Annotated in this window: 19 protein-coding genes and 1 pseudogene; all 20 read right to left on the reverse strand. The window is 63.7% G+C overall.

What is annotated here, in order from left to right:
• Positions 1-7 precede the first annotated feature (7 nt).
• Positions 8-103: pseudogene (locus ISP15_RS00080) on the reverse strand (hypothetical protein); the annotation flags it as partial.
• A gap of 231 nt (positions 104-334) precedes the next feature.
• Positions 335-2,224 (reverse strand): eCIS core domain-containing protein, encoded by a 1,890-nt coding sequence (locus tag ISP15_RS00085; RefSeq protein ID WP_404543678.1) that lies wholly within the window; start codon positions 2,222-2,224, stop codon positions 335-337.
• 99 nt (positions 2,225-2,323) lie between these two features.
• The gene (locus ISP15_RS00090) at positions 2,324-2,656 is read right to left on the reverse strand and encodes a hypothetical protein (RefSeq protein WP_404543681.1); all 333 of its coding nucleotides are present in this window, start codon (positions 2,654-2,656) and stop codon (positions 2,324-2,326) included.
• Complete coding sequence (locus ISP15_RS00095) at positions 2,656-4,839, reverse strand: eCIS core domain-containing protein (protein ID WP_404543684.1); 2,184 nt, start codon at positions 4,837-4,839, stop codon at positions 2,656-2,658. Before ISP15_RS00095 ends, ISP15_RS00090 begins: the two co-directional genes overlap by 1 nt.
• A gap of 22 nt (positions 4,840-4,861) precedes the next feature.
• Positions 4,862-5,059, reverse strand: coding sequence for a hypothetical protein (locus ISP15_RS00100; RefSeq protein ID WP_404543687.1), 198 nt, complete (start codon positions 5,057-5,059; stop codon positions 4,862-4,864).
• The gene (locus ISP15_RS00105; protein WP_404543689.1) at positions 5,056-7,539 is read right to left on the reverse strand and encodes an Ig domain-containing protein; all 2,484 of its coding nucleotides are present in this window, start codon (positions 7,537-7,539) and stop codon (positions 5,056-5,058) included. Before ISP15_RS00105 ends, ISP15_RS00100 begins: the two co-directional genes overlap by 4 nt.
• Positions 7,536-8,897: an ATP-binding protein gene (locus ISP15_RS00110; RefSeq protein WP_404543692.1), complete on the reverse strand. Its 1,362-nt coding sequence runs from the start codon at positions 8,895-8,897 to the stop codon at positions 7,536-7,538. The genes ISP15_RS00105 and ISP15_RS00110 overlap by 4 nt, the downstream gene beginning before the upstream one ends.
• The gene (locus ISP15_RS00115) at positions 8,881-10,734 is read right to left on the reverse strand and encodes a contractile injection system tape measure protein (RefSeq protein ID WP_404543694.1); all 1,854 of its coding nucleotides are present in this window, start codon (positions 10,732-10,734) and stop codon (positions 8,881-8,883) included. The genes ISP15_RS00110 and ISP15_RS00115 overlap by 17 nt, the downstream gene beginning before the upstream one ends.
• A complete protein-coding gene (locus ISP15_RS00120; protein WP_404543696.1) occupies positions 10,731-13,283 on the reverse strand; it encodes a hypothetical protein in 2,553 nt (850 codons plus the stop codon). The genes ISP15_RS00115 and ISP15_RS00120 overlap by 4 nt, the downstream gene beginning before the upstream one ends.
• A complete protein-coding gene (locus ISP15_RS00125) occupies positions 13,280-14,086 on the reverse strand; it encodes a hypothetical protein (RefSeq protein WP_404543698.1) in 807 nt (268 codons plus the stop codon). Before ISP15_RS00125 ends, ISP15_RS00120 begins: the two co-directional genes overlap by 4 nt.
• Positions 14,083-18,105: a baseplate J/gp47 family protein gene (locus ISP15_RS00130; RefSeq protein ID WP_404543701.1), complete on the reverse strand. Its 4,023-nt coding sequence runs from the start codon at positions 18,103-18,105 to the stop codon at positions 14,083-14,085. Before ISP15_RS00130 ends, ISP15_RS00125 begins: the two co-directional genes overlap by 4 nt.
• Positions 18,106-18,110: 5 nt before the next feature.
• Positions 18,111-18,521 carry a GPW/gp25 family protein gene (locus ISP15_RS00135; RefSeq protein ID WP_404543703.1) on the reverse strand — a complete coding sequence of 137 codons (411 nt, stop codon included), beginning with the start codon at positions 18,519-18,521 and terminating at the stop codon, positions 18,111-18,113.
• A 2-nt stretch (positions 18,522-18,523) separates the two neighbouring features.
• Positions 18,524-18,823, reverse strand: coding sequence for a PAAR domain-containing protein (locus ISP15_RS00140; protein WP_404543705.1), 300 nt, complete (start codon positions 18,821-18,823; stop codon positions 18,524-18,526).
• A gap of 16 nt (positions 18,824-18,839) precedes the next feature.
• A complete protein-coding gene (gene vgrG / locus ISP15_RS00145) occupies positions 18,840-20,627 on the reverse strand; it encodes a type VI secretion system tip protein VgrG (RefSeq protein ID WP_404543707.1) in 1,788 nt (595 codons plus the stop codon).
• A gap of 3 nt (positions 20,628-20,630) precedes the next feature.
• A complete protein-coding gene (locus ISP15_RS00150) occupies positions 20,631-21,323 on the reverse strand; it encodes a CIS tube protein (protein ID WP_404543709.1) in 693 nt (230 codons plus the stop codon).
• Complete coding sequence (locus tag ISP15_RS00155) at positions 21,324-21,521, reverse strand: hypothetical protein (protein ID WP_404543711.1); 198 nt, start codon at positions 21,519-21,521, stop codon at positions 21,324-21,326.
• Positions 21,522-21,530: 9 nt separating this feature from the next.
• A complete protein-coding gene (locus ISP15_RS00160) occupies positions 21,531-22,028 on the reverse strand; it encodes a phage tail protein (protein ID WP_404543714.1) in 498 nt (165 codons plus the stop codon).
• Positions 22,021-22,437, reverse strand: a complete 417-nt coding sequence (locus tag ISP15_RS00165; protein ID WP_404543716.1) for a phage tail protein — start codon at positions 22,435-22,437, stop codon at positions 22,021-22,023. The genes ISP15_RS00160 and ISP15_RS00165 overlap by 8 nt, the downstream gene beginning before the upstream one ends.
• A 107-nt stretch (positions 22,438-22,544) precedes the next feature.
• The gene (locus ISP15_RS00170) at positions 22,545-24,116 is read right to left on the reverse strand and encodes a phage tail sheath family protein (RefSeq protein ID WP_404543720.1); all 1,572 of its coding nucleotides are present in this window, start codon (positions 24,114-24,116) and stop codon (positions 22,545-22,547) included.
• 21 nt (positions 24,117-24,137) lie between these two features.
• On the reverse strand, positions 24,138-24,884 hold the full coding sequence (locus ISP15_RS00175) for a hypothetical protein (RefSeq protein ID WP_404543722.1): 747 nt from the start codon (positions 24,882-24,884) through the stop codon (positions 24,138-24,140).
• Positions 24,885-24,920: the final 36 nt, after the last annotated feature.

Raw genomic sequence — 24,920 nt, forward strand, 5'->3', positions numbered from 1 at the left:
GCCCTGGCCCAAGGTGGATATCGTTGCCTTGCGCGTAGGCAAGTGCATTCAATTGCGCCGGCCTGGAAGAATTGCGATGCACGGCGACTTCGCTCATATCCATGCCGGAAAGTGCTTCGACGCCCGCGCGCAGTGCCGGCGGAAGTCCATTCGAGCCGGTTGCCTGCGGTTCTTTACGCAGTTGCGCGAGCCTTTCCCGCTGGGCCACCTGCCTGGCACCGCTATCGATTCGCTTTTGCAACGGGTGCTCGATCAGAACGGAAACGTCATCCGCAGCTTTAGCTGCCGCACTTTGTGCTGGAGCAAACTCTTTCACAGGACAAGCCCGCCCTGACTACATGTCGAGGTTGGCGTCATCGCGCTTGGACGAGGACGCACCTGGGCGGGATACGGGGACACTGGGCATCTGGCTGAGCAACGCATCCAGCTCATCGTCATCGTCATCGGAATGAGATTGGGGCTGTTCAATGGCACGATCCTCATCTGCCTTGCCCATGAGCTCCAGCTCTCTTCTGAAAGACGCCAGCAAATCCTTTTCTTGCGGTTCAGTCGTCCCCGCGCGATCGTCGTAAGCGTCGAACCAGGAATTGATCGCGCGGGGATTGGTCAACTTTATGCCCAGCTCATAGCAGTGTTCCCGGTATTTTTCCACGGCATTCCAGACGCCTTTGTCTTCGTGCAGCGCCACGTGCGTACTCCCCTCCTGGCCAGCCGCACCCTGGTAATTTTCCGGATAGGTCTGGAGCTCTTCCACGGAAGGGAATTTTTGCGATGCCGCCAACATGATGGCTTCGATCATCCTGCAACCCGCATTGGCCATGATCGCCCAATTCTCGCGATCATAGAAATTGGCCGTATTGATCAACAGCATGGGCCGTTCCTTGAAGGATGCACGCCCTGCGTCGACCTGGATTTTCATATCCATATAAAGGCCACCCTCGTAATACAGGATGATCATTCGCATGATATCGCTCATGGCGATATACGATTTCTTCCTGTAAAGGACATCGAGAATGGGCAGCCAATGGGCGACCCAGCCGGGCCTGTCCCCGCGCCGTTGCCAGCGCTCCATTTCTTCGACGAATCCCCGTTCGAGGAGGCGTTCGAAACCCTCGGTGCGAACATCCAATGGCTTGGATTTAAGGCCTGGATCAAAACCGCCTGATTCCGATTCGTTACGGTATAGCCAAATCATGTTGACCCATCCAGGCATGTTGTCGCCCTGCCTGGTGGCCAATCCCTTTCCAGCTTCCGGGTTATCTGCGTAGTTGCCTTGCACCCAAATGCTATGCATGGTCTTGGGGATTTCTTCATGACCGTCGATCAGCATTTCTTCCCGCACATAACGGTTGGCGCCCAGCTTCTTGTGATTGAGCGCAATCGCCTTGACCCAAAGATGCTTCTGCTCGCCGGCCCGGTCCCGTTCCCAATTGGCCTCCTGATGCATGCCTCTGCGGGAAAGCCACGCATCATCCATATCGACCAGGAGCAGGTCTCCGGCGCTGACTTCTTCACGCTCGTTCTCTGCCCAGTTGGTGTCGTGGTAAATGTGGCCGTCGCCGGTCATTTCGACCAGATGCGTCAATCCCCCGATACCCTTGTGCTCCCTTCGCACGAGTTGAACTACGCTTTGGCTCTGGACAGGGGCAGAAGATGGCTGAAAAGAGTTTGCGACCTGCATCTGAACAGCCCGATGCCCCATCGCATCGGCTTCTGCTTCCAGGCTCCGGCTATCATTGATGCGCAGGCCGTCCGCATGCATGGTCGGCTGCACACGCCCCTGCTTTTGCTGCACGACATGCCATGCTTCATGTGGCAAGTGCCGGTCTTGTCCTGGCCCAAGATGGATGTCATTGCCGTGCGCATAGGCCAGGGCATTCAATTGCGCCGGCTTGGCGGAATTGCGATGCACGACTACGCCTTCCATATCCATCCCGGATAACTTCTCGATACCCCTGCGCAGGGGTAATGGCAAGCCACTCTCGTTGTTCATGGCCGGGCGCCTTTGCCACCGCGCGAATTTATCTTGCTGCGCCACTTGCCGCGGACCTTCATCAATCTTCTGCTGCATGAGATGCATGCAAGCCGCGGCCGCCGACGGAGCAGACCGATGACAGCTGTTCAGTTCGCGCTTCATCGAAACCGCTTGCTTCATCTTGCCATCCTCATTGAGATGAACCGAGCCGCATCCCGCGGTTTCAATAGAATTGACAACCAGCGCCATTTCCCGCGCCAACGGGGAACATATTTTCCCTGCCTAAATGCCTGCCCCTTGCACCACCCGGCTCGTATTACCCGAGCGAATTTTCATAACCCCGCGCTCTCAAGCCAGCGCGGTGACCTCGCGCATTCCCTCAATTCCAGAAAAGATCGCAACGAAGTGCCAGCTTATGTCTGCGAAACCGCTGCCCTGGGTACGAACGTCGTTAAGACTGAGCGCGGAAAACGAGCCTTTATGCCCGGCGTCCGGCAGACCCAGGTGCATTTCAAGTCCCATCGCCATGGCGGCCAGATAGGCCTGTCCCGTGGCGTCGGGGCGCGCTTCGCGGAAAACGACTCCCAGCGCATTTTCCACAGCCCGCTTGCAGGCAGCGCCGCTGCCATCAAAGGAGAACAGGAGGCGTACCTGAAGCCCCCCCGGCGTCGCATTAGCCATCAGATCACCTTCAATATGTTCACGAGATGTTTCTCCTCCGACGTTCTTGGCAGGCTGGTTACTTTACATAACACATGCGCATCCCTCGCGTATCCGCTGCCCTCCTTCTGGAAGGACAGGAAATGGATGTCGCCGGCATCAATAAATACCATGTCATTCCCGCCTTTTTTGGGGATGACGACCTTGGTGATGGCTCCCGCATAGAAATCACCGACCTTCGGTACGCCGCCGAGTTTTGCAAATTCATATCCGTATTCGGGCGTCAGCAGATCCACCGGGCCTTTGAATTCCGAATCGTCGCGTGGTTCGGCGGTATCGGTCGCTTCGCTCATCGCGCCTTTCTCGAATACGACTTGCACATCGGGCATGGCGACGGCCCGGGGGCCGGAGGTCTTGATGGTCTGGTAGAGGCGGGCAAAATACGGATCCCAATCGTCAAGCGGCGGCACGATCCACACGCCATCTGTCTTCCAGACGGTACGGCTTTCTGCGTATTCGCGCACTTTGCGCACCAGTTCGCCCGACCAGAAGCGTGGCAGGGAAGCGGCAAATCCTGTTAGCCCGGCGTTCGTCAACATGTCGATGGGATAGGGCGTTCCCTGCTCCAGTTGCCGGTCCGCTTTCCGCACGGAAGAGATGAAGAACGAAAACGGGTCGCTCGTATCGTAGCCCTTGATATGTTCTTCCTTGATCGCCTTGTCCATCTGCTTCTGCAGGTCGAGCAGCACTTTGATTACCTTATTATTCGCGTCGCTTCTCGAGATCGGGCCCTCGACAATGCCATCCTTGATCATGTCTTCCGGCAGTTCGACATTCGCATCCACATCGAAACAGGCCACGCCCTTCGACGGCCGCAACGACGCGGGATTCGATTTGTACGCTTCGGCATTGAACTCGGCGAGCGCAGGTCCTGACCTGCTCGGCACGTGTTTACTGGGTGATTTGACCCCACGCGCGAGGCTGCCGCGGTAGGCAAGCTTCGCCCCCGGCAGCTTGCCATGCAATTCCAGCGAGAATTTCTTGAAGATGTCGTCGATCGGCGCTCGCGTTTTGCGGGCTTGCTTTTTCACCCGTTCCAGGTACGCAAAATCCTTCAGCGTCGCTTCGTTGAAACCCGGCAGGCCCACACGATAGCCGATCCGCCGAATGTCACCGTTGCCCTTGCTCAGCGCATTGGTTTTTTTGTTGTAAGCCTTGCCAATGGCCTGGGCCATTTCGGTCCAGTTCCGATTACTGGCGGCTATCAGCCATCCAGCCGCCATGATTTCATTGGCTTCGCCGATCGCCTTTGCAGCGATGTCCCTGATCGTCGTCGCCGATTCCTTGAGCGCCGGGATTTCGGGGCTTCTATCCCTCGCGAGCGTGATACGGGCAAGCGCTTCCTGGTAATTTTGGACTGCTTCGCTGTCAGCCATGCCGCGCAAGGCGAGCGCGTAGTACTCGTCGTTATCCTTGACCTTGATTTCCGCGTCTTTTTTGCTGAGCCGCACAAGGTAATCGCGCGCGACCGAGGGCTCCAGGCTGGCATCCACGGCGATTTCTTTTCCACCCACCTCGAGCCGTTGAACGATAGGACAACCATGTGGGTTGACAGGTACCTTGCGCTGCCGCAACTGCCTTGAGTGGAAGGCGGGAGCGAACAGGCCAGAACCTTGGGCGTAGGCGGGCGCATGGTGTTGCGCAGCTTGTCCAGCGGCCTCCTTGCGCTGCAGCGCCCTGGCGCCCATCACGTCGGCCTCGCGTTCCAGCGCGTGATCGTCATTGATCGGCGTTCCGTCACCGGCCTGCATGGTCGGAGCCACCCTGCCCCTGGCTTGTTGCACCACATGCCAGGCCTCATGCGGCAGGTGCTGGTCTTGTCCGGGTCCAAGATGAATCTCATTTCCCTGTGCATAGGCCAAGGCATTCAACTGGGCGGGCTTGGCCGAATTGCGGTGCACGACAACATCGCCCATATCCATGCCCGATAGCGCCTCGATGCCGGTGCGCAGCGGCAATGGCAAGCCATTGGACCTGGGCTGCGGCGAAGCCTCCTGCAATTGAGTCAGGCGATCCTGTTGGGCGCATTGCCTTGGGCTCCCATCGACCTTTCGTTGCGCCGGATGCAAGGTGCTGCCGCCAGCATTGGACGATGCTGGCTCGGTGTTTACCTTGCCAGGGTCGCCGGGAACGGTTTGCTTCATGATCCGCAGCCTCCAAATCGCCTTATTTGCCTTTGCCTTTCTTCGGCGGCGGCATCTTTCCCTTCGGCTTGGCATCGCCTTTGAGCTGCGCAATATGCGTCGCCTCCCCGGTCTGCCTTGGCGTATTCGCGACTTTCCTTTGCACGGCGCCGATCCCCTCGCCCGGTTCCGCCGCCGGCCCGGATGCTGGCCTGGCTTGTGCCGCCTTATGCATCTTCATGGTCTCTCCACCCTTGGTTTGAGCATGTGATAAGCAACCGTGGCGATCAGCGCCACCAGCAACAATCCCAGCAGGGCATTGCCCTGGCGGACCTGCGCCAGCGCGGGATCGCCGGCCAGCAACAGGGCGCCCACGATCAGAAACGCGATGGCGCCCAGCAGCAAGCCCAACTGGTAAGGCAGGCCGATCTGCCGGATGCGGCAACTGGACTGGTACACCATGAACGCGATCAGCCACACCAGCAGCAGGGCTTCGGCCGCCATGCGCAGCGGCCAGCGGTATTCGCAGGTCCACGCATTCAGTTGTTCCGCCCGTGGCACCCGTTGCAGGAAGCTGCCGCGGATGCGTGCGGCAGTCGTTCGCCCTGCCGGCTGTTCCAGGCTTGGCGCGCTCCAGAAGCCGGCACCGCCAAAGTTATCGGAGGCGTAAGCCAGGTCTTCGGTAAGTTCCGGTTCGGTCAGGGCGCCGGTGGAAACGATCGGGATCACCCGGCGCAGCAATATCCGGCACGCTTCTTCATCGATGTTCTTGTCGCGGTCGATGGTCGACAGCACTTCGCGCATGCTGTGCTCGGTGGGCTGGTCAAGCAGCACGAGATAGCGCAGCGTCAGGTTGGTACTGCTGCGCGCGCGGGCATTCTGGCTGGCAACGCTGCCGCCACGCGGATCGACCGACTCGGCCTGGCGCAAGTATTCGGTCATCGCATTGACTTGCCAGATGCCATTTGCACCGGTCAGGTCCGCATCGCGCAGCACGATATTAAGTACGTATGGACGATTGCGCCGGCGCAGCTCGGCAATCAGCTCCCGGACCTGGCGGTCGAGATAACGCTGGAATGCCGGCCGCAGCGGATCGTTGGCCGCCGGCATCTGGTCCAGGTAAAGCGTCAGTCCGCCGCCATAACGCTCGATGTTGGCAAACCCGGGTACCCAGGCATGGCTGCGCGAGGCGAGATCGGTAAGCGGCGTGTCGATGAAGTTCGCCGCCTGCACCGCCAATCGTTCGGACACACTCTTGATATCGTCATCGGTGGCGTCTTTCAGGAAACCCCAATCGTTGTGGTAAAGCGTGTAATCCAGTGCCGTGCGATGGCGATGCGCGGTGCGGATGAAATCGGTGTCCTGCAAGGTCGTCCATGCCGGCTCGACCAGGTCGCCGCTGTCCTTGAACCATAGCGCGAACACGCTGATGCGCGAGAGCAGGCTGAAATCCAGCGGCAACGGCTTGTCCTGGTTGTGCCAATACGGATAGAAGCCGTAGATCTCGCCGCTGAGCTGGCGCACGCAGCCGCAGCCCTTGCCGGTCCATTCCGGCGCCGGTGGATTGAGCAGCGGGTGGGACTGTCTGGCCTTGTCGATCAGCAGGCTGCGCAGCGCGGGGGTCATCAGCCATTGCGGCACTTGTTGCCATGGCAGCGGATCGTGCGGCACATAGTCATCCTGCGTGGCCAGCTTGGCCCAGTCCGGCGGGCAATCGCTGTCCTTGAATAAAGGCGCCGGTCGTCCTTGCGCATTCGCCGCGGCGACGATCAGGTCTTTCGAGAATTGGCACAAGCGCGTGTCGAGTGCGGCGGCAAATAATTCCTGGCCTGGATATTCCACCCCGATCAGCGGCTGCAACATGCGCTGGAATTGCGCCTGGGCATCGGCTTCGATCGCGGCATCTGCTGGCTGCCTGGCAGCAGCGCCGGATGAATCGTCCTTGGCGAGACCATTCGATGCGTCGTCCTTCGACGCAGCAGGCTTCGACGTGGCATCGCCGGATGAGCCATCATCGGCGGCGTCATCCTGGCCGGCCGCGGCGTCCTTGCCGGTATCGTCCGGATCGTCCGCCGGCGCCATGCCTCCCGCAGAAGCCGCGTTGGCGGACATTTGCTTGAGCGCGGCAAGCACGTCCTTGTCCTTGAATATCGCATCGCTGAGCAGGTAGGTATCCATCGCCGATTGCGGCGAGAACGGCGCGGCCAGCGTGTCGGCCAGCGGCAGCGTGGCCAGCGGCGTGGGCGGCAGCGGTTTCGGCGCGGGTGCCGGCGGCCGTGGTGGTTTTGGCGCAGGCGCCGGCTTTGGCACGGGGGCTGGCGAGGGTTGCCACGGCGCCACGATCGCCAGCTTGTAGGTTTGCTGTGCGATGCAGCCATGTCGATCGCGCACGCCGGCCACGAATACGGCGATCAGCGGCAGCGAACTGGGCGTGCCGGACAGCACGCCACCAGGACTGATCGTGACGCCCGGCGGCAAGCTGCCGGCGTGGTAGGTATATGGCGGCACGCCACCGGTAGCGTGCAAGGTGTACTGGTACGGTTGGCCGACCGTACCGGGCGGCAAGATCACCACGCTGTTGCCAAGCTGCAAGGGTTGCACGTTGGCGCATGACACCGCCTTGGCCGCTCCCGGCATGCAGGCCAGCAGCAACAGCATCACGCCGCACCAACGCGCGGCGGCATCCCGCAAGACAGCGCGTGCGTGCGCGAAAAGCCTCATCCGACCGTCCTCCCTTCCTTGCCCAGCTCCTTGGCCAATGCCGTGCGCAGATGCGCGGCGCCGATCTGCGTGGCGCCGCTACGCGCGGCCTGCAACACCGCGAAGCGCAGCACATTCACGATCGCGCCACCCGACAACACGTGCTGTTCGGCAATCGCTTCCAGGTCGACATCAGGCGCCATGCGCGCGGCCTGCGGCAGCAAGCCGCGCCAGAGCCGCAGGCGCTGTTCGGCATCCGGCATCGGGAAATACACCATCGACTGGAACCGGCGCGAGAATGCTTCGTCGATATTGCCGCGCAGGTTGCTGGCCAGGATCACCACGCCGGGAAAATCTTCCACCCGTTGCAGCAGGTAGGCGATTTCCTGGTTGGCATGGCGATCGTTGCTGCTCTGCACGGCGGCGCGCTTGCCGAACAACGCATCGGCTTCATCGAAGAACAGCACCCAGCGCCGGCTTTGCGCCTGGTCGAACACCCGCGCCAGGTTTTTTTCGGTTTCGCCGATGTATTTGGACACCACCATCGACAGGTCGATGCGATAGACATCCACCCCGGCCGATTGTCCAAGCAGCGTTGCGGTCAGCGTTTTGCCGGTGCCGGGCGGCCCATAGAACAAGCTGCGATAGCCGGGCTTGACGGCACGAGCCAGGCCCCACTCATGCATCAGGTCGGCTCCTTGCCGCATCCAGGTCTGGATCACCATCAGCTCGTCCATGACGTCGGGCGTCAGGACCAGGTCGGACCAATCCAGGTCGGTGGCGATGCGCTTGGCCGGAAACTGAATGTTGTAGTCGGGCTTGTGCCATACGCCGGTTTGCAGGCGTTGCAATATTTCGGCGCCCACATTTAGCGCACCGCTGAGTTGCGGCTCGTTGCCGGCGGCCTCGCAATCGAGGCGCAGGATGTCGCGCGCGTTGAAAGGATGCTGCGCATCGAACAGCTCGAGCAGCGCAATGCGTGCGGCCAGGTTTTCACCGGCGACCAGAAAGGCCGCCGTTTCGCCGGTGGGCAGGAAGCCGCCATGACGTTGTGCCTTCCAACCGCCGAATTCGGTGAAACCGCGATCGAGATTCTGGTTGCGCACAAACAACAGATCGAGCACGCCGGGCCGCAAGTGCGGCGCCAATGCCAATGCCAGCACGGCCCGCTCGGCCGGCGCCAGGCCCAGTTCGCCGACCAGTTCGGCCAGCGCGCTGCCCGATGGCAGCGCGGGCGGCGGTGGCGCTGCATCGAAGCCGGCGGGATGTTGCTGGAAATGCTGCTCCAGGCGCAGATTGAGCACGGCATCCAGCCAGTCGAGTTCCTGGCTCAGGGCCGCGGCATGCAGCGCGTAACGATCGTCAACGCCAATCGACATGGATCGCCCCCGTCATCCACGGCAGCTTGATCGTGCCGTAACTCCACGGCAGCCGGTCCAGCAGCAAGTCAAACGGTCCGGGCTGTACTTTCAGGCGCCAGTGCCCGTCCTCGTAACTATCGTGCTCGACCAGCCGGCCGATCCGGCGCAAGAAGGTCTGGCGCAACCCTGCCGGCGAGGTACTGCCCAGCGCCTTCCAGTGTTCGATCACCGCCGACAGCAGGCTGTCGAGAGTGGGCGCGATCGCATCGAGTGACTTGGCGGGCGGCACCGGTGCATCGATCGGCACGCCGCACAGCAGCTTGTTGAGCACCCACTCATGCTCTTCGGTATCGGTGTGCCCGTCGCTCAGGTAAACCAGGCAGTGCACGGCGCGATGGCGTGCGGCCTCATCCACGAATGCGCCGTCCCGCAACAGGCCGAGCATGCCGAACAGGCGTGGCGCGTAGTTGGCCAGCAGCACGAGCCCGGCGTTGGCGATGTAGATCGCTTCGTTGTCCGGATGATCGTCAGCAGGCGACACGGTGCCGTTGCTGTTGCTGGCAAGACGGATCGTCGGCCGTTCGTCCGCCACGGCCAGCTCGCGGGCGGATGGCGATAGCGCCGGTTGTTCCAGGAGATGGGCGGTGTCTTCCATAGGCGCATCCGCCAAGGCAAGCAGCGCGCTGTTCCATACCTGTTGCCAGGCGACATGGTCCTGCGGCACCCGCGCGGCTTCGCTGAGATAGGCCAGGCTGTAATCGAGCAGATACATTTGCAGGTCCGACAGGCCCAATCCTGCCGCGCGCACGTTCGGATCAGACTGGTGCACGAGTGCGAATTGCCGCAGGGATTCGTGCCAGGCTGCGGTGAGCACTACGTCGCTGGCAGCATCGCCGGATGCGCCCTTGCCATCGGCGTGCCTGCGCGATGTTTGCGAATCGTGCTGGCGCAGGTCTGGCGTTGCGATGAGCAGGCGCGCTTGCACGCCCAGCAACAAACTGCGTCGCAAGCCGGTGGTGGCCCACGCCGGAGAAGCGGTATCCAGCCACGCGCCGAGCCGCGCTGCGCCGCTTTCGCCCAACTGCGCCAGCAAACTGCCGCCTAACGCGGCGAGCAACCGTTGCACGCGCGCCACGCCCAGGGCGCTGCTGCCCTGCCCCCACAGCGCCTGCAAACCGGCCACGCGCCAGGCCTGGCACACCTGCGCCAGCTGGTACGCGCTCAATCGCCCTTGTGCGCGCAGCGGCTCCAGCACTGTGTCGTCAAGGTGCGCCAAGGCATGCGCGAGTTCGCCATGACGCAGCGCCAGCAAATCCTGCAAGCCGTGGCATGGCGATATGTAACTCAATCGCTGCAAGGTGCGATCGGCATGCGGCAGGCGCAGCAGCGCCGGCCACAGGCGCGGTCCGGCCTGCCTGGTCAAACTTGCCAGCCAGTCGGCCATGCCGCCGCTGGCGCGCGGCGGCATCGACCAATGCATGCGGCCGTGTTCGAGGTAGTACAGGAAATGCTCGAGTTCGCGGTCTTCCGTGCGGCTGACGGTGTGTTTGGCCGGGTGGTGCACAGGCAGCGCGGCGTGCCCCTGCCGCCATCGTTGCAGCGCGGTATCCAGTGCCAGCTCCAGCCGCCGCGCCCAGCCATCGGCGTCGGTCCGGGCCGGCACGTTGCCAAGATCGATCTCCAGTTGATCGATGCGCCAGACTTCCTCGCGCGCCGACAGCCGGTCGAACACGGTTTCCAGCACCTGCGCGCCGGGGCCTTGCAGGAAATCGCTCATGTCCTGCTGCGCCAGGCCTGGCTGGCGGTCGCTGCCATGGCAGGTCCACTGCAGAGTTTCGATCACATGGCGGCTCATGCCGTGTTCCCCGCAGCATCGGCGGCGGCGAGGTGCCGCCACAGCAGCCAGCGCAGCAAGCGAGTCCAGTCGTCCAGCCGTCGCGTCGCCGCCGCTTGATCGCCATCGGGTGCAAGTAACGCCGCGCAATGGGCCTGCTTGGCCTCCAGCCATGCCTGGTAGCTGCGCTCGAAGCGCAACATCGCCGCGGCATCCAGCCATAAGGTCTGCAAGCGAAGGTGCGCGGGCGCGTTGAGCGCCAGCGTCTCGTTGGCCACGCGGCGGAATGATGCATCGTGTCCGCGCGCGGTCCATGCCGGGAACACCGCGGTCAAGCGATGCTGGTAGAAATCGTCGGGAATGTCCGGATCGCTGCCGGCAAGCGGACGCAACAATACGTGCTCGAGCACATGCATGCCTTCGCATTCGAGTTGCAGCCGGCAGGCGAATTCGTGCAGGCAGATCGCCGCCGCCTCGGCCGAAACGCGCCGTGAACGCAAACGCAGCCGCCAGCAGGCCTGCTTGTCATCGCCACCGAGCCATACCGATTCGGCATCGATGTGCCGGTAGCGTTCCGCATGCACCGCGCTGCGCAACAGCGCCGGCGACAGCGCACGCAGGTCCAGGGCGGAAAAATGCAGGGCCAGCGTGCGCGCGGCGCTGGCGAGGCCCGGCCCCATGCTGTCGACCACGCGGCGGCGACGCGGGCTCCATAGCGTCGGCGGCTGTGCCGCGGCGGTGAGCTGGTCGCTGGCGGGCGGCGCGGCATGCTCGGCCACGATGCCGATATGGGCCTCGCGCATGGGAGCCATCAGCAATCGGCTGTGGTGATACTTGAAGGCCAGCAGCAAGCTCACCCGCTGTTGCAAGGCCGGACTGTTGCCGCGCCGGCCGAGGGAGCGGCGGCTATAGTCGATCGCGCCGTAACGATCGCGCGTCAGCTTGGCAATGCGCCCAAGCATCAGCCGCTTCTGTTCGAACAAGTGCAGCGTCCACGCCTCCGCGCCGAAATACCAGCCGAATGGGCGGATGCTGCCTTGCCAGCAGCCCTCGCCGTGCAGGGCCAGCAGATGGTCGAGCACGCGGCCCCGCCGCTCGAGCGTGGCATCGGCCGGAGCGAATACGGTTTCGCGCACGTGTTCGCGATCGGTTGTGTACAGCGCGCCTAGCCCCGGAATGTGCTCGTCACCGAGCACCTGCCAGGCATAACTGGAACGCAGCCTGGGGCTGACCGTATACAGCTCGCGCAGGTAATGCGTCTGCGCGCCGCCATGCGCCAGCCACTGCTCCAGCAGCGCCAGATAGGCGCGCAATTGCGATGCGTCCGCGGCATCGGTGGCATTGGCCGCCAGATCGAAGCGCTCGCGATAGATGCGCGGCAATTGCCGGTACAGCGACACGTACCCATCCGGCGGCAGGTATTGGCCCTGCGGACGCAGCAGCGGCGAACCGGCCATCTCGGGCGAACTGTCGGCGGCCGCGCGCCCGCCGGTGTTACGGCGCAAATCATCCAGGCGCTGCAGCAATGCGTCTTCGGCTATTGCGATCGGATTGCCACGTCGCTTGATCTGCCAATCCTGCATCGCCTCGTGATGGTCCGGCCAGCGCAGGCGCAGCACCCAGCCGTCGCCGCGACGCGGCAAGGAGCCGCCGGAACCGTCCATGCCGTCGACCTTGAGGCTGATGGCGCTGACTTCGGACACGCCGTCGACGGCCAGCGCTATGCGCGCCAGGTCGCCGAAATAAACCCGGCTGTCCAGATCGCGCTCCAGGCTGGCGGTATCGATCCAGCCCTGTTGCAGACGCGGGCCGTCCAGCAGCTCGGCCAGCGATGGATCGCCCGCCTGCGCGTTGATGCGCGCCATCAGCGATTGGCGACGCGGCGCCGCATCGATGTGATCGGCACAACGTGCCACCAGTTCGGCGAGGATGTCTTCCGGCGCACGCACGCCGTCGATATTCAGATTGAGTTGCAGCGTGCACCAGCGCGGCTGCAACACGCTTGGCAAATCCTCCAGGTCCTCGCCGAGATTACGCTGCGCCCAGTAGGCGCGCGCAGCGGCGGCCGTGGCGCCACCTGCCTGGTCCGTGGTCACTTCCATGCTCATGCGCCACAAGCCGTTGCTGGCCGGCATTTGCGCATGCGCCTGTAGTGCGCCGGGTACGCGGTCGAGCAGCCAGCGCATGTAATCCATGCTGGTGCAGGCACGGCTGGGCAGGATTTCCTCGGCGGCATGCAGGCCCAGGCGACGGTAATGGATACGGCCGTCCGGTGCGGTAAGCAGGTCGAGCAATGGTTGCTGCGCGCCGAACAGATCCTCGGTGAGCGCAAAGCACAACGCATCGAGCAGGGTGACGCCGGGGTCATGATGGTTGTAGTCGGTCCACGGCTCGCCACTGAGCGCCTGCAGCGACGCCAGCGCCTGTGCGCGCAAGGCGTCGTAGGCGAACGGATCGTCGCCGCGATGCCGTTCGATCAGCACCGGCACCGGCGTGGGCGGACCGAGGAACGGATCGGCCACGCCGGCAGCCACCGGCACACGCATGCCCGCTTCGATCCGCGCGTTCATGGCTGTTTCTGTTCCATGTTCGGGTCGAACCACAGCTGCGTGACATGCGCGGTGATCGTGATGCCGCGACCGTAATCGCAGCCGCTGCGGATTTGCAGCCGGTACGTGGCATTGCGACCGCTGCTGCCCCACCAGCGCAATTGCAGGCGATCGCAGCGGCGCGCATAGAACGCATCCGTGCTGCGAATGCCGCGCTTGCGATTGAGAAAATTCAGGATTCCCAACGTGGGGTTATAGGTATTGAGCGCGACCGCGTGCATCAATGCGAAACGGCCCTTGCCCTGGTGACCGGCGCCGGCAGTCACCTCGAAGGCCTGGCAGCCGTTCAGATCGTCGGTAAGGTCGTGCCACTGGCCATTGGCCGGCAGCGGTATCGGGTTGGTTCGTGCGTAACTGCCGCGCCGTCCCTTGCTACGCACCACGCCATCGATATCGAGCGCGGCCTCCGGCTGGGCATTGCGGATGCCGATGCGGCCGGCCGGATCCAGGCACAACAGGGCTGGCGCGGTGTCCGCCTGGCCATCCTGGGGCTGGTCGCGGTTGGCGCGGAGCAGCAGCTGCCCCTGGGTTCCGCCAAAGCCGAGCGACCATAGCGGCAGATCCGGATCCTGGTCGCGGAAGAAACTCAACAACGCCTCGTAACCCGCCGCCGCGGAAATTTCGAAGCCGCGTTCGACCGACTTGCGAAAGCCCTCGTCGCTCATGTTGAGCATCGAGTCGATCAGGTCGGCGAAATGTTCCTGCGTCGGCAGCGCGCCGTCGCTGAAGTAGCTGCGCAGCGATTCGCGGTTGCGGATGGTCATGGCGCGCCCTGTCCCGGCGCTGCCGGCACGCCACCCACGATGAAGGTGCCGCCGATTTCAAGCTTGCCCACGCCGGTTGGCTGCGCGCCGGTCGACGGCACGCCGATCAGTTCGATCAGGTGCCGTGGCGTCGGCAGCGGCAGGCTCCACGGCTGCACCGGGCGTACCTGCCGCACCGGCACGCCGTCGCCGGTCCGCGCGGTGTCCAGCAATTGATAGGTGTTGCTGTCGGTGCGCACGATATGCAGCAGCGACATCGCGCAAACCACGTCGACTTCAGCGAGTTCGCGCAGGCGCGCTTCGATCGCTTCGGCGCGCACGTCCCAATTGAAAATGGCGCGGCAGCCGTCCGCGTGCCACGGTGACAAGAATTCGACAATGGCCTGGTTGATGCGGATGATCGCCGCGCCCGGATGCACGCCACGCGCCAGGCGCAGCGCGCAGCGCACCTGGATGCGTTCGTAGACCGCGTTGCGCACCACGATCTGGATGCCTGGCGCACTGCGCTCGCGCACATGGGCGGCCATCTGTTCGAGCACGGCCGCATCGAAGCGCGGCGCCTCGGTGCTGTGGAACAGCACGCCCTGGCGCGGCGCCGGCACGACGACCACCAGCACGCCGCCGGGCGCGCCGGCGATCGCCGTGGCGGGTGCCTCGCCGTTGACGAAGCACTTCACCTTGAACACGGCCGGAAAGGCATCGAGCAGCAAACGCTCGTAATCCCAGGGCGTGCTGGCGCGATCCTTGTGGCGCAGCCGCTCGGCGCTGCGCACACGCAACATGCCGGCCGCCTCCGGCTGGCTCAGCCCGAACGACGGACCGATCTGCTGGATCGCGCGCAACCCGCCGATGGCATGCAAGGGCGTGCGAACGGTGGCGGGCGGCAGCGGCGTACTCGTCTCGTCCACGCTGCGCGGATGCACCCGACGCGCCGTGACCGCCTGCGTGTACACGCCATACAAACCGGCCAGCCGTTCCAGCACGCCATCGGCGCTCAGGCGCAGCCAATACCAGCCGCCCGGCAACTGCGGACAATCGCGCGTCATGCCGGCCGGCAGATCGAGCACGACGATACCGTTGCGCAGAAAACCCAGGGTGCCATCTGACAGCAGGCGATCGGTTTCGAGCGCACGCCACCCGTTTTCGCCCCATACCGCCCACGCCGGTTGCGGCAGCGCCGCCTGCCAGCATTCCGCGGCGCTCTCCGGACGCAGGTGGAAATACAGGCTCAAGGCGCCGCACGGGTCCGAGCCGGACAAACCTATGTGCAGGTTGCCATCGTAGAAATAGCGCGGCAGCAGCGGCACCCCGTCCATGCCCGGTCGCGCGCGCGGCGTGTCATAGCCGAATGGATGCAGATGGAACAACTGGCCCGCCGGGGACGATTCCGCGCTTTGCTTGAGCGAGATCCGCTGGCTGGCAACGTAGTCGATCGAGATTTGCTCCACCGTCGGCGTGTACGGTTCCTGTGGCAGCGGCACGGTCAGTTGCGCGCGCTTCAGGCGCGCGTTGGTGGTCAGCGCATCGGACAGCAGGCGCGGGTACAGGGCATGGCCGAAGGCCGCGTTCGGTGCGGACAGTTCCAGCCGGAAAAAACCGTTGCGCGTGGCGGTGCCGTAGACGAACGGCTCCTGCCCCCGCGACTGTGGCCGGTGATAAAGCGCAAGATCGGTCTCTGGCAGCACCAGGCTGGTCGTATCGCGCAGGTGGCGTTCGCCGTGAAACAGCCCGAGGCTGCCGCCGCTACCGCCGCGCCATTGGCCGTCGCGCAATATTTCCGGCCGCACCTGGAAGCCGGCCGCCGACCATTCGCCGGGATAGCCGTGATAGCGCGCGGCAAATCCGCCCTCCTCGCCCGGCAACTGGCCCCAGCGCACATTCAGGCGCAATGCGCGCAAGGGTTTGCCGGCGAGTTCTTCATTACCGAACAAACAGTAGGCACCCAGTGCCGGCAGCGGACCGAACGGCTGGAATGGCTTGCCTGCGTCGAGCCGGCCGAGCTGGTTGTACAGCACGATGTCGCGCACGCCAGTAACGTCCACCGACAGCACGATGTCGTGCAGGATCACTTGCTGCAACAGGCTGTAGGCATACAGCCGCGTGCGATTTTGCAGGGTCAGCCGCAGCACCGGTTGCGCCGGCCAGGCCGGCCCATGCAGGGCCGGTTTGCATGGCACTACCGGCGGTCGTTCCAGCCCCAGGTGCATCGACAGTTCAATGCAGCCGCCCCAGCCGAAAGCATCGCTGTCGCGTCGCCGCGCGAGCACGTCGCCGGGCACCAGCCAGCCACCCGCTACGCTGAACTCGGCCTGCCACACGCCGCGGAACACACGCTCGAAGATCAGTCCACGATCCGGCAATCCGTGGCCGGCGGCATGGCTGTCGTCGTGCTCGTGCGGATAAATCAGGATCAGCGGGTCGTCGATCTCGACGGCCTTGGGGCCGTAACCCGGCAAAGCCGCGGCATGCTTGCGCAGCGCATCGACATCGAGCGGATCCAGCGCTTCGTTGCCGGCGATCAGCCATACGGCGAACAGCCGTCCCAGGCTGTCGCGGAACGACTGGTTATCATCGGCGGCAAGGCAACAAGATACCTGGTAGCACAGGCGCACATCGCCTTCCGTGCGCGGCGTGCGCGTCCACGCCGAGGCGGCGAGCTGTTCAGCGCTGACCTTGCGCGTCGGCCCGCGGCTGGGATGATGCCTTGCTTCGGCAAGGTCGAGTCGCGCGAATACCCGGCCCAGCCATGCCTCGTCGCGCTGCTTGCTCGTGCAGCGCAGCAGCGTGGCCAAGGTATCGTCGTCGTTGGCCGGATGCGACAGGCGCAGCAACACGCGCACTCGGCGATCACCCTCCTTCAACGCGAGCATCGGCGAGGCGAGCGCGAAACCCAGCGTCGCGTGCTCCGCATGGGCCGCCGAGCCCTTGGCCTGCCCGCCGAGCAGCGGCCACCAGGCCGGCTCCTCCGCATAGGCGGCGTCCGGCGGCAGCAAAGGAATGGCCTGCGACATCACCCGCGTGGCATAGCCGAATTCGCGTTCGGGCGAGATCAGCGCATCGCGTTCGAGCCGCAGGCTGTAAAGCGCGGCGACCTGGTTGTCGGTGACTTCCAGCGCCTGCTCGGCGGCGAATTCGATCGCCTGCCCATGGCTGTCCTTGCCGCCCACGAAGCGCGCATCGCGCGCTATCTGTACCGGCGCGACATAGCGCGGGTCGCGCTCGAAACGCAAATACACCCGCTCGTGCGCCGGACGCCGCGGCTGCATGCGCAGCAGATCGAGATAGTAGAAGTTGGTAAGCCGTTCGGGAAAACGATTCACCACCGTGCGCGTGTCCTGGTACAGCTGCAGCGCAGCGAGCAGCAATCCCATCGCCGGTTCGTGCTGGCCGCTGGCGAGGCTTGCCGGCAGCTGCGCCTGCGCCAGCGGACGCAGGCGCGCAATGGTGACGCACAAGGCTCCCCACAGCCGGCGCAGCAATGGCATGCGCTGCACGGCGTTTTCCATGGCAGGGGCCGGTCCCGTGGCTTGCATGTCCAGGCGCCACGCCGGATGCAGCCGCCTAGCTTCGACCGGATCGAGCCCGAAACAGCGCACCGCTTCCTGCATCAGGTCACGCAGGTTGCTGCCGATCGCCGCCATCATCGCCTGCAACACCTGCGCTGCCACCGGCGTGTCGTGCCTGGCCAGCCATTGGCACCACTGGTCGAAACGCAACAGCAATTGACGCACGCGCCACCATAGATGCCGCTCATCGGCCCACGGCCACGCTGCGGCGAAGCCTTCCTGCGCACTGGCCAGCGGAAACGAGGCGATATCCGCCAGCAGTACGCTTTCGTCGCGCAGCAGCGCATCGTCCCAGCAACCGGCATCGGCGCCGTCACCACTGGCGAAACGCAGCTGCGCGGCGTAACCGAGCGTGAGGCGAATGCGCTCGGCCAGCGTGAACTCGTCCGGCACGATGTAGCCGGGACAAAGCGCGTCGGCGAGGCGTTGGTCCTGTTGCGTGCCGGCGTTCATGCCAGTCAGGCCCGCACCGGATTGGTGGCCTGGTGCAAATAAAACGGATAAACCAGGTTATGCCGCGTGTTGGTGGTGCGGATGGTGTAGTCGATCAGGATTTCCAGCCGGCCGCTCATCGCATCGGCCAGCTGCGCATCCATGCTGTTCAAGCTGATGCGCGGCTCGTAGAACAGGATCGCCTTGCGGATCATCTCCTTGATTTCGGTCACGGTCTGTTCGCTGGCCTCCTCGAACACCATGCGCCGGATACCGCAACCGTAGTTCGGCAGCATCACCCGCTCGCCCGGATGGGTGGACAGCAGGATGCGCAGGCTTTCGGCGATATCCTCGCTGTCGGCCACCATCACCGCTTCTTTGGTGCGCGGGTCGAAGCGCGGCGGGAAACTCCATCCTCGTCCAAGGAAATCGGCCATGCTCAACCCCCGACGATGACAGTAGGACAACCCATCACGATGCTGCCGCCATGCGCGGTGGTATCGCCGATGCGGGCGGCCGGCATGCCGCCGATCATCACCGTGGCCGACCCTTTCACGATGGAATCGGGCGGGCCGACGCAGGTAGCAAGACTGCCCACTACCGCCGCCGGCAATTTGGCGATCAGCACGGTCGGCACGCAGGGCGCGACAATCGGGCCGCCCACGTGCGGCACCGGCGGCAGTCCTGGTGTCACCATCGGGCAAGTGTGCATGTCGGTCAGGCGGGCGGCGGGCGGCATCGGGTCTCTCGGCGCTTTAGTTGATCATGACCATCGCACCCTTCACCGTGGTCTGTCCGGCGGCGGACAGCTCGGCGCTGGCCGAACCCTTGCCGGCGAACCCCACCTGCGCTTCGCAGGTGACATTCATGCCGGTTGCTTTCAGATCGGCGGTGGCATTGATATTGATCGCCGCGTTCGCGGTGATCGTCACGTTGCCCTGCGCGGTGAGCTTGATGTCGGACTGGCTGGTCAAGGCAATGCCGGCGCTGGACAGCTTGACGCTGTTGTTGTGCTGGTCCTGCACGGTGATCGCCTGGTTCTTGTCGTCGAGCACCACTTGATTGTTGCCCGGGGTGATCACGGTGATGATCTTGTCCTGTTCGTTGAACTCGATCTTGTGCAGGCAGCGCGTGACGATCGCCTTGGTGTTGTTTTGTGCCTCGATCGTGTACGGCGGCTTGCGCGAGCTGCTGTATAGCGAGCCCAGCACCACCGGATGGCTGGGATCGTCGTTCAAGTAGCCGAGCAGCACTTCATCGCCGACTTCCGGCAGGAAGAACGCGCCAAACGCGCTGGATGCGTAGAACTGCAACAGGCGCGCCCATACGCCCTGCGTCTGCGCTTGCAGCACCGGCACGTTGACCTGGATGCGTTGTTCACCTTCCGGATCGCCATCGAGTTTCATCACGACGCCGATCTGCAAGCCGTTCACGCCCGGCAGCAAGCCGCCATTGAGCGGCGCCACCACGTCTTCGCGCTCCATGTGCCAGTCCGCCCGCAGGCCGAACTCGACGTGCGTGGTCCAGTTGCCGCTGCTGATGTCATGCTCGACCGCCGACACGTAGACCGAACCCTTGAACCGCGCCCCGACCCCGTTGACCTCGATCAGGCTGTCGGGCACGGCGGCGGCGCTGCCGCGAAAACTCATTTGCCCGCGAATACGGGCCAATGCGGATTTCTGCTGCGCGGCCTTGGCCCAATCGGTCAAGGTGGCCATCGGCTGGGTCGCACCGCTCTGCAAGGTATAGGTCGCCGGGCTGGCGACCTGCGCCAGCGTCGCTCCGCTGAGATTGCCCTGCTGGTTGAGGGTGACCGGACTGGCCGCATTGCCCTGCATCACCGACTGCTGCTTGGGATCCCAGGCAACCGCCTGCACCGCGGTGTACTGGCTGCGCGCGTCGATATCCGCCTCGAACGCGATCAGGTCGTTGCCCCAGGTCACCGACAGCACCGCGGAAGCGGACGTGTTCGGCGCCTTGACCTTCACCGTGCCCGCATCGACATTGACCAGCAGGCCATTGGCGTCGGCGCGCGCCAGCATGAAATCCCAGTCGCTGCAATAGAACTGCACCAGTTCGTCGTAGGGCGTGGCCGTGCTGCTCACGTCGGCCGACAAGCCGTGATTGCCGATCAAGGTGGCGATGATGTCGCTGTCCTTGGATTGCAGGTAGTTGGCGTTGTTGCGACCGATCGTCATCTTGGCCGCCTGGTCGCGGCATTCGATCACCAGGCGCGAATTGTTCTCGCTGTCGATCTTCACGCTATGGCGCACCACGATGCCGCTGAACAAGGGCGCTTCGTCGCTGCCGTAGCCGGCGCTGACGCTCAACGCGGCGCCTGGCGCAAAGGTGGCCGCGTCGCTCAGCTCGAAGTCGCCGGTGGGCATATCGCCATCGGCCAGCACGATCTCCGCCCAGGGAATGCGGTTGACCGCGCGGCGTACCGTGATCGATACGATCGGCAAGGTGGCGAGCGTCTGGCCGCCTGCGCTGATGGTTACGCGGATCGCACCGTTGCTATCGGCGTTGGGAGACTCGGCCATGGCTCAACCCAGCGGCGGAAAACGCAGCGTCAGGCCGGGCCTTAGCGCGCGAAACGCATGCAGGCCATTGAAGCGGGCCACGTCGACGTAATAACGGCTGTCGCCATAAATGCGATGGCACAGCAGCGGCAGCGTATCGCCTTCCGTGACCACCACCGCATGGCTGAGGTCGGGGGAGGACATGTTCGCCTCCAGCGCCGCCTCTTGCGGATTCTTGTAACCCTGGAAGGTCATCTTCGCCTTGGCGCGCAAGGGCGCGCCGCTCGGGCGGAACAGCGTGTAGTCGATGTTGAAGGTGGTCAGCCGCCCGTAGAACGCCAGCCGTCCCCACAGCACCTGCACCACGTTGGGTTCGTGCTGCTTGCCGTTGTAGGTATAGACGACATCGTTCAACGCATTGAGTTGATCCTCGACTTCGGCCGGCAGATTGAGGTTGGATGGCACCGGCACCACGCCGGTACCGTCGAACACGGTGGAAAAATCCAGCGTGCCCGGCTGCATGCGCGAAAAGTTCCGTCCACTGCCGGTATCGCCCAGCGGCACGCTGCCGCCGAACCGGGTCTTGCGCGACAAGGTGAGCTCGGACGGATTGATCAGCAGCGAAATCGATTTGCCGCTGGGTGTCGGCGTATTGCCACTGGTATCGCAGATGCTGATTTTCAGCTGGGATTTCCCAGAGGAGAGGCTATCTGGCATTCATCGCTCCCGCATCCGCTCAGACTCCGCCGTGAACAGCGCGCGCAAGCGCCGACGCTCCTCGCTGCCGCCAAGGTTGCCCTCGCTATTGCCGCCGCCGTCGTGATCGTCATCCGCCAGCGCCGGCTCGCCGGCACTATCGGCGCCACCGCGATCGATACTCGACTTGATTACCATCTGGCGGATTTCGATCGTCACGATTGGGCCTCAGTCACTTCGTTGTACAAACTGATAAGCAAGCTCGATCGTCTCCAGCGCCACTTCGTTCTTGGTGGAATGGAAACTGTCGATCTCCCAGCGCACCGGATACGCATTGGTGAACGACCAGGTGCGCAACGGATTGGCCTTGGCGTCGAGCAGCTTGACCGTTACCGGCGCCAGCTTGATCGATACCGACAGGCCGCCTTCCAAGGTGTTCTTGCACCAGCCCACCAACGGCGAATCGGTCGAGGCGACGCCACGCTTGAGCGTCAGGCGCTTTTGCTTCACGCCGGTGGGAAGCTGGTGCATGAAGCGGTTCTCGCCGCCTTCGCGCAGCTCGTCCACTTCCATGCTCAATTCCAGGCCTGACACTTCCTGGAACGAGCTGTCCACGCCCGACGCGCCGCTGCCGATGCTGACCGTGAACTGGAACGCGGCCGGCAGCAGTGCCCCGAGCTTGTCTTCCTGCACGACCTCGGCAGGCCATGCCGCCGGATCAGCCATTGGCGATCGTCAGGCCTTCGTGTGCAATCTCGATGGTTTCGATCGCCACCTCGTTGCCCTGCGCCTTCAGGTCGGTACCGGTGATCTTGGTCGGCCACGCATTGGCCAGCGTCCATACCATGGTCGGCTTGCCGGCTTCGTCGAGCAGGCTGATCGTGACGGGCACGCGCTGGATCGTGTTCATCTTGATCTTGTTGAACCAGTCCCAGAACTTGTTATCGCCCTTGAACACGCCCTTCTTCATAGTGACGTTGCTGAATTTCTTCAGCCCCGGCATCTTGATCGACGCATATACCGGGCTGTCGCCGTGGCGATACTCGATGGGCTGCGCTTCGATATCGAGCCCGGATATTTCCTCAAACGACATCACGGCCGAATCCCACTTCACCTGGAAGTAGAACTTGGGCATCGGCCAAATGCTGGTTGACTGTTGCGAACCGTCGTCTGCCATACGAATACTCCGTCAGTGCAAGGTGAGGCGCTATGCGGCGGGCGCAACGCGGCGCCCGCGCCATGTCACGATTTCTGCATCTGCTGCTGGAAAGTGATCTCGATAAATTCCGCCGGGCGCACCATCGCCACCAGCACGGTGACGCGCAGGATGCCTTCGAGAATATCGTCCGGGGTCATGGTTTCGCCCAGGCCGCAATACACGCCGAAGGCGTCCTCGGGCACGGCGCCGGCCAGGCCGCCGCGCTTCCAGATGCTGGTAAGGAAGTTCTGGATCATGCTCTTGATGGTGACCCAGGTATTGGCGACGTTCGGCTCGAACACCAGCGCCTTGGCGGCCAGCCGGCAGGACTCCTCCAACATGATCATGGTGCGGCGCACGTTGATGTAGCGCCAGTCCAGGCTGTTGCCATCCAGCGTGCGCGCACCCCACACCAGTACGCCTTCGCCGATGAAAGAGCGAATCGCGTTGATCGACTTACCCTGGGTGGTGACGTTGAGATCTTCCTGGTCCACCGCGGAGATGGCGATAGAAGGCGATACCACTCCGGACAGGCTGACATTGGCCGGCGCTTTCCACACGCCGCGGCTGTTGTCGACCATGGTGTAGATACCGGCCATCGCCGCGCTGGGCGGCATGAGGTTCAGCCTGCCCTTGATCAAGTCCATGACGGTGTTGAACAGCGGACTGATGGTGCTCAGCGTCTTGTTGAGCAGTGCCTTGTTGGCGAGGATCGCGTCCGGCGTGGGCGCCGGCTCGACCTTGCTCCAGTCCTTGGTGATATCGGCGATGGCCTGGATCTGCTCCTTGTCCTTGAGCGAGGCGCCATCCGGCGCGGTTTCCGGCAAGCCAAGCTCGTTGCGCAGCAGCAGCTGCAGCACATCGGCGGAGGAGATGTTCTCGTAGCTCAACTCCTTGTCGCCGACCACGGTGGTGTTCAACCACGGGTAATACGCTGCCGCGAAATTGAGGAAGTTGATGCCCAGGCTGTTGCGGAACAGGTCGACCGGATCGCCGCCTGGATCGTTGCGCGGTTTGTCACCACCCCATACATCGAGGATCGCCACGCGATTTCTCATCTTGTCGCCGCAGTGCTGCAGCACGGCCTGCTGCAGGCCGATGCAGTCGGGTTGCTTGAGCAGCACGGCTTCGGGAATCACCACCATGGTCGGCTCCTGCTCCTTGAGCAGTTCGTCGACACCACGGTTGAACTTGTCCGGATCCAGGTCCGACTGATAGTCGCCGACCGAGACGATGTAGCAAGGGCCGCCGCCATTCTGGAAGAAGTGGCGCATGGCGTTGTACAGCCCATAGCGGCCACCGTCCTGGCCGGCAGGCTGCTCGAACACGTACTCGGTGAGCTTGTTGTCCTTGCCGGCCGCCTTGAAATCAGCCAGCGCGGACGGATCGGTTTTTTCCACGATGTTGAAGCGCGGATTGGGCCCGAAGCCGAAATACTGGTGGTACTCGGCCATCGAGCTGATGCGCCAGGGCTTGAACGAAAGTGGCTTGCTGCGGTTGTCTGCGATCTCGGTGTGGCCGATGAATGCGGGTACGGCGGTAGCCACTTCCACCACCGAGTTGGGAAACGCATTCTTCTCGACGATATAGACACCCGGTGTCTTCATTGCACCCATCGGCGGGCTCCTGTCAGTGTGTTAGCCATGGACAAAAATTTCCGACACGGCAGTCGATTCGCCGTGTACGGTCTCGCGCCACAAGCGCTGCGGGGCGGCGCCCGGCAACCTCGGAATAAGCACGCGCTCGGTAACGTCGGTAACGTCGCGCAGCTGAAATCGCTGCGCCGGCCGCTCCTGCAAGGCAATCGGCGCGGTGGAATGCACCGCCAGCGCGGATTGCCCGTTGGGCAGGCGTTCCTGCGCAGGCGCGGTGAAGGTCACCTCGCCACGCTGATCGATGATCGACAGCGCGCGGCCGCGCCAGTCGCCGAGCAGCAGGTATTTCCAGATCGTGCTGCGGCTTTGCATGCGCAACTGGTACGGCGTGCCCAGCGCCGCCTTCCATGCCGCGAAATCGTCGCCGCCCGTGCCGTTGAGCGGCAAGGCGATCGTCGCCAGGGGCGCCATCGGCGCAGGCGGCACGGGCAGCAGCGGCGGCGGCTGGATGCCGTTGCCTTCTGTCGCCGGTTGCGCGTTGACCGCTCCGGTGTAGTAAGCGCAGTCCGCATCGGTCGAATGGATGTCCAGGCGCAGTGTGCGGGGCTTCCCCTCGTCCATGCGCTCGCTCCAGATGCCTTGCAGTAGGGAGTCGGGAACGCTGATGCTCAGGCTGCAGCCGTCGGCATGCACCAGCATCGCGAAGCGCCGCAGAAACGCCGAGGTATCGGCGTGCGGCCGAAACACCAGGTGGCGCGCACTGCCGTCGGCAAAATAATCGTGCCGCACGTCGAGCCTTGCGAAGGAGCCATACCGTTGCATGGT

It is taken from the genome of Dyella jejuensis, assembly GCF_044904675.1.
Classification (GTDB): domain Bacteria; phylum Pseudomonadota; class Gammaproteobacteria; order Xanthomonadales; family Rhodanobacteraceae; genus Dyella_B; species Dyella_B jejuensis.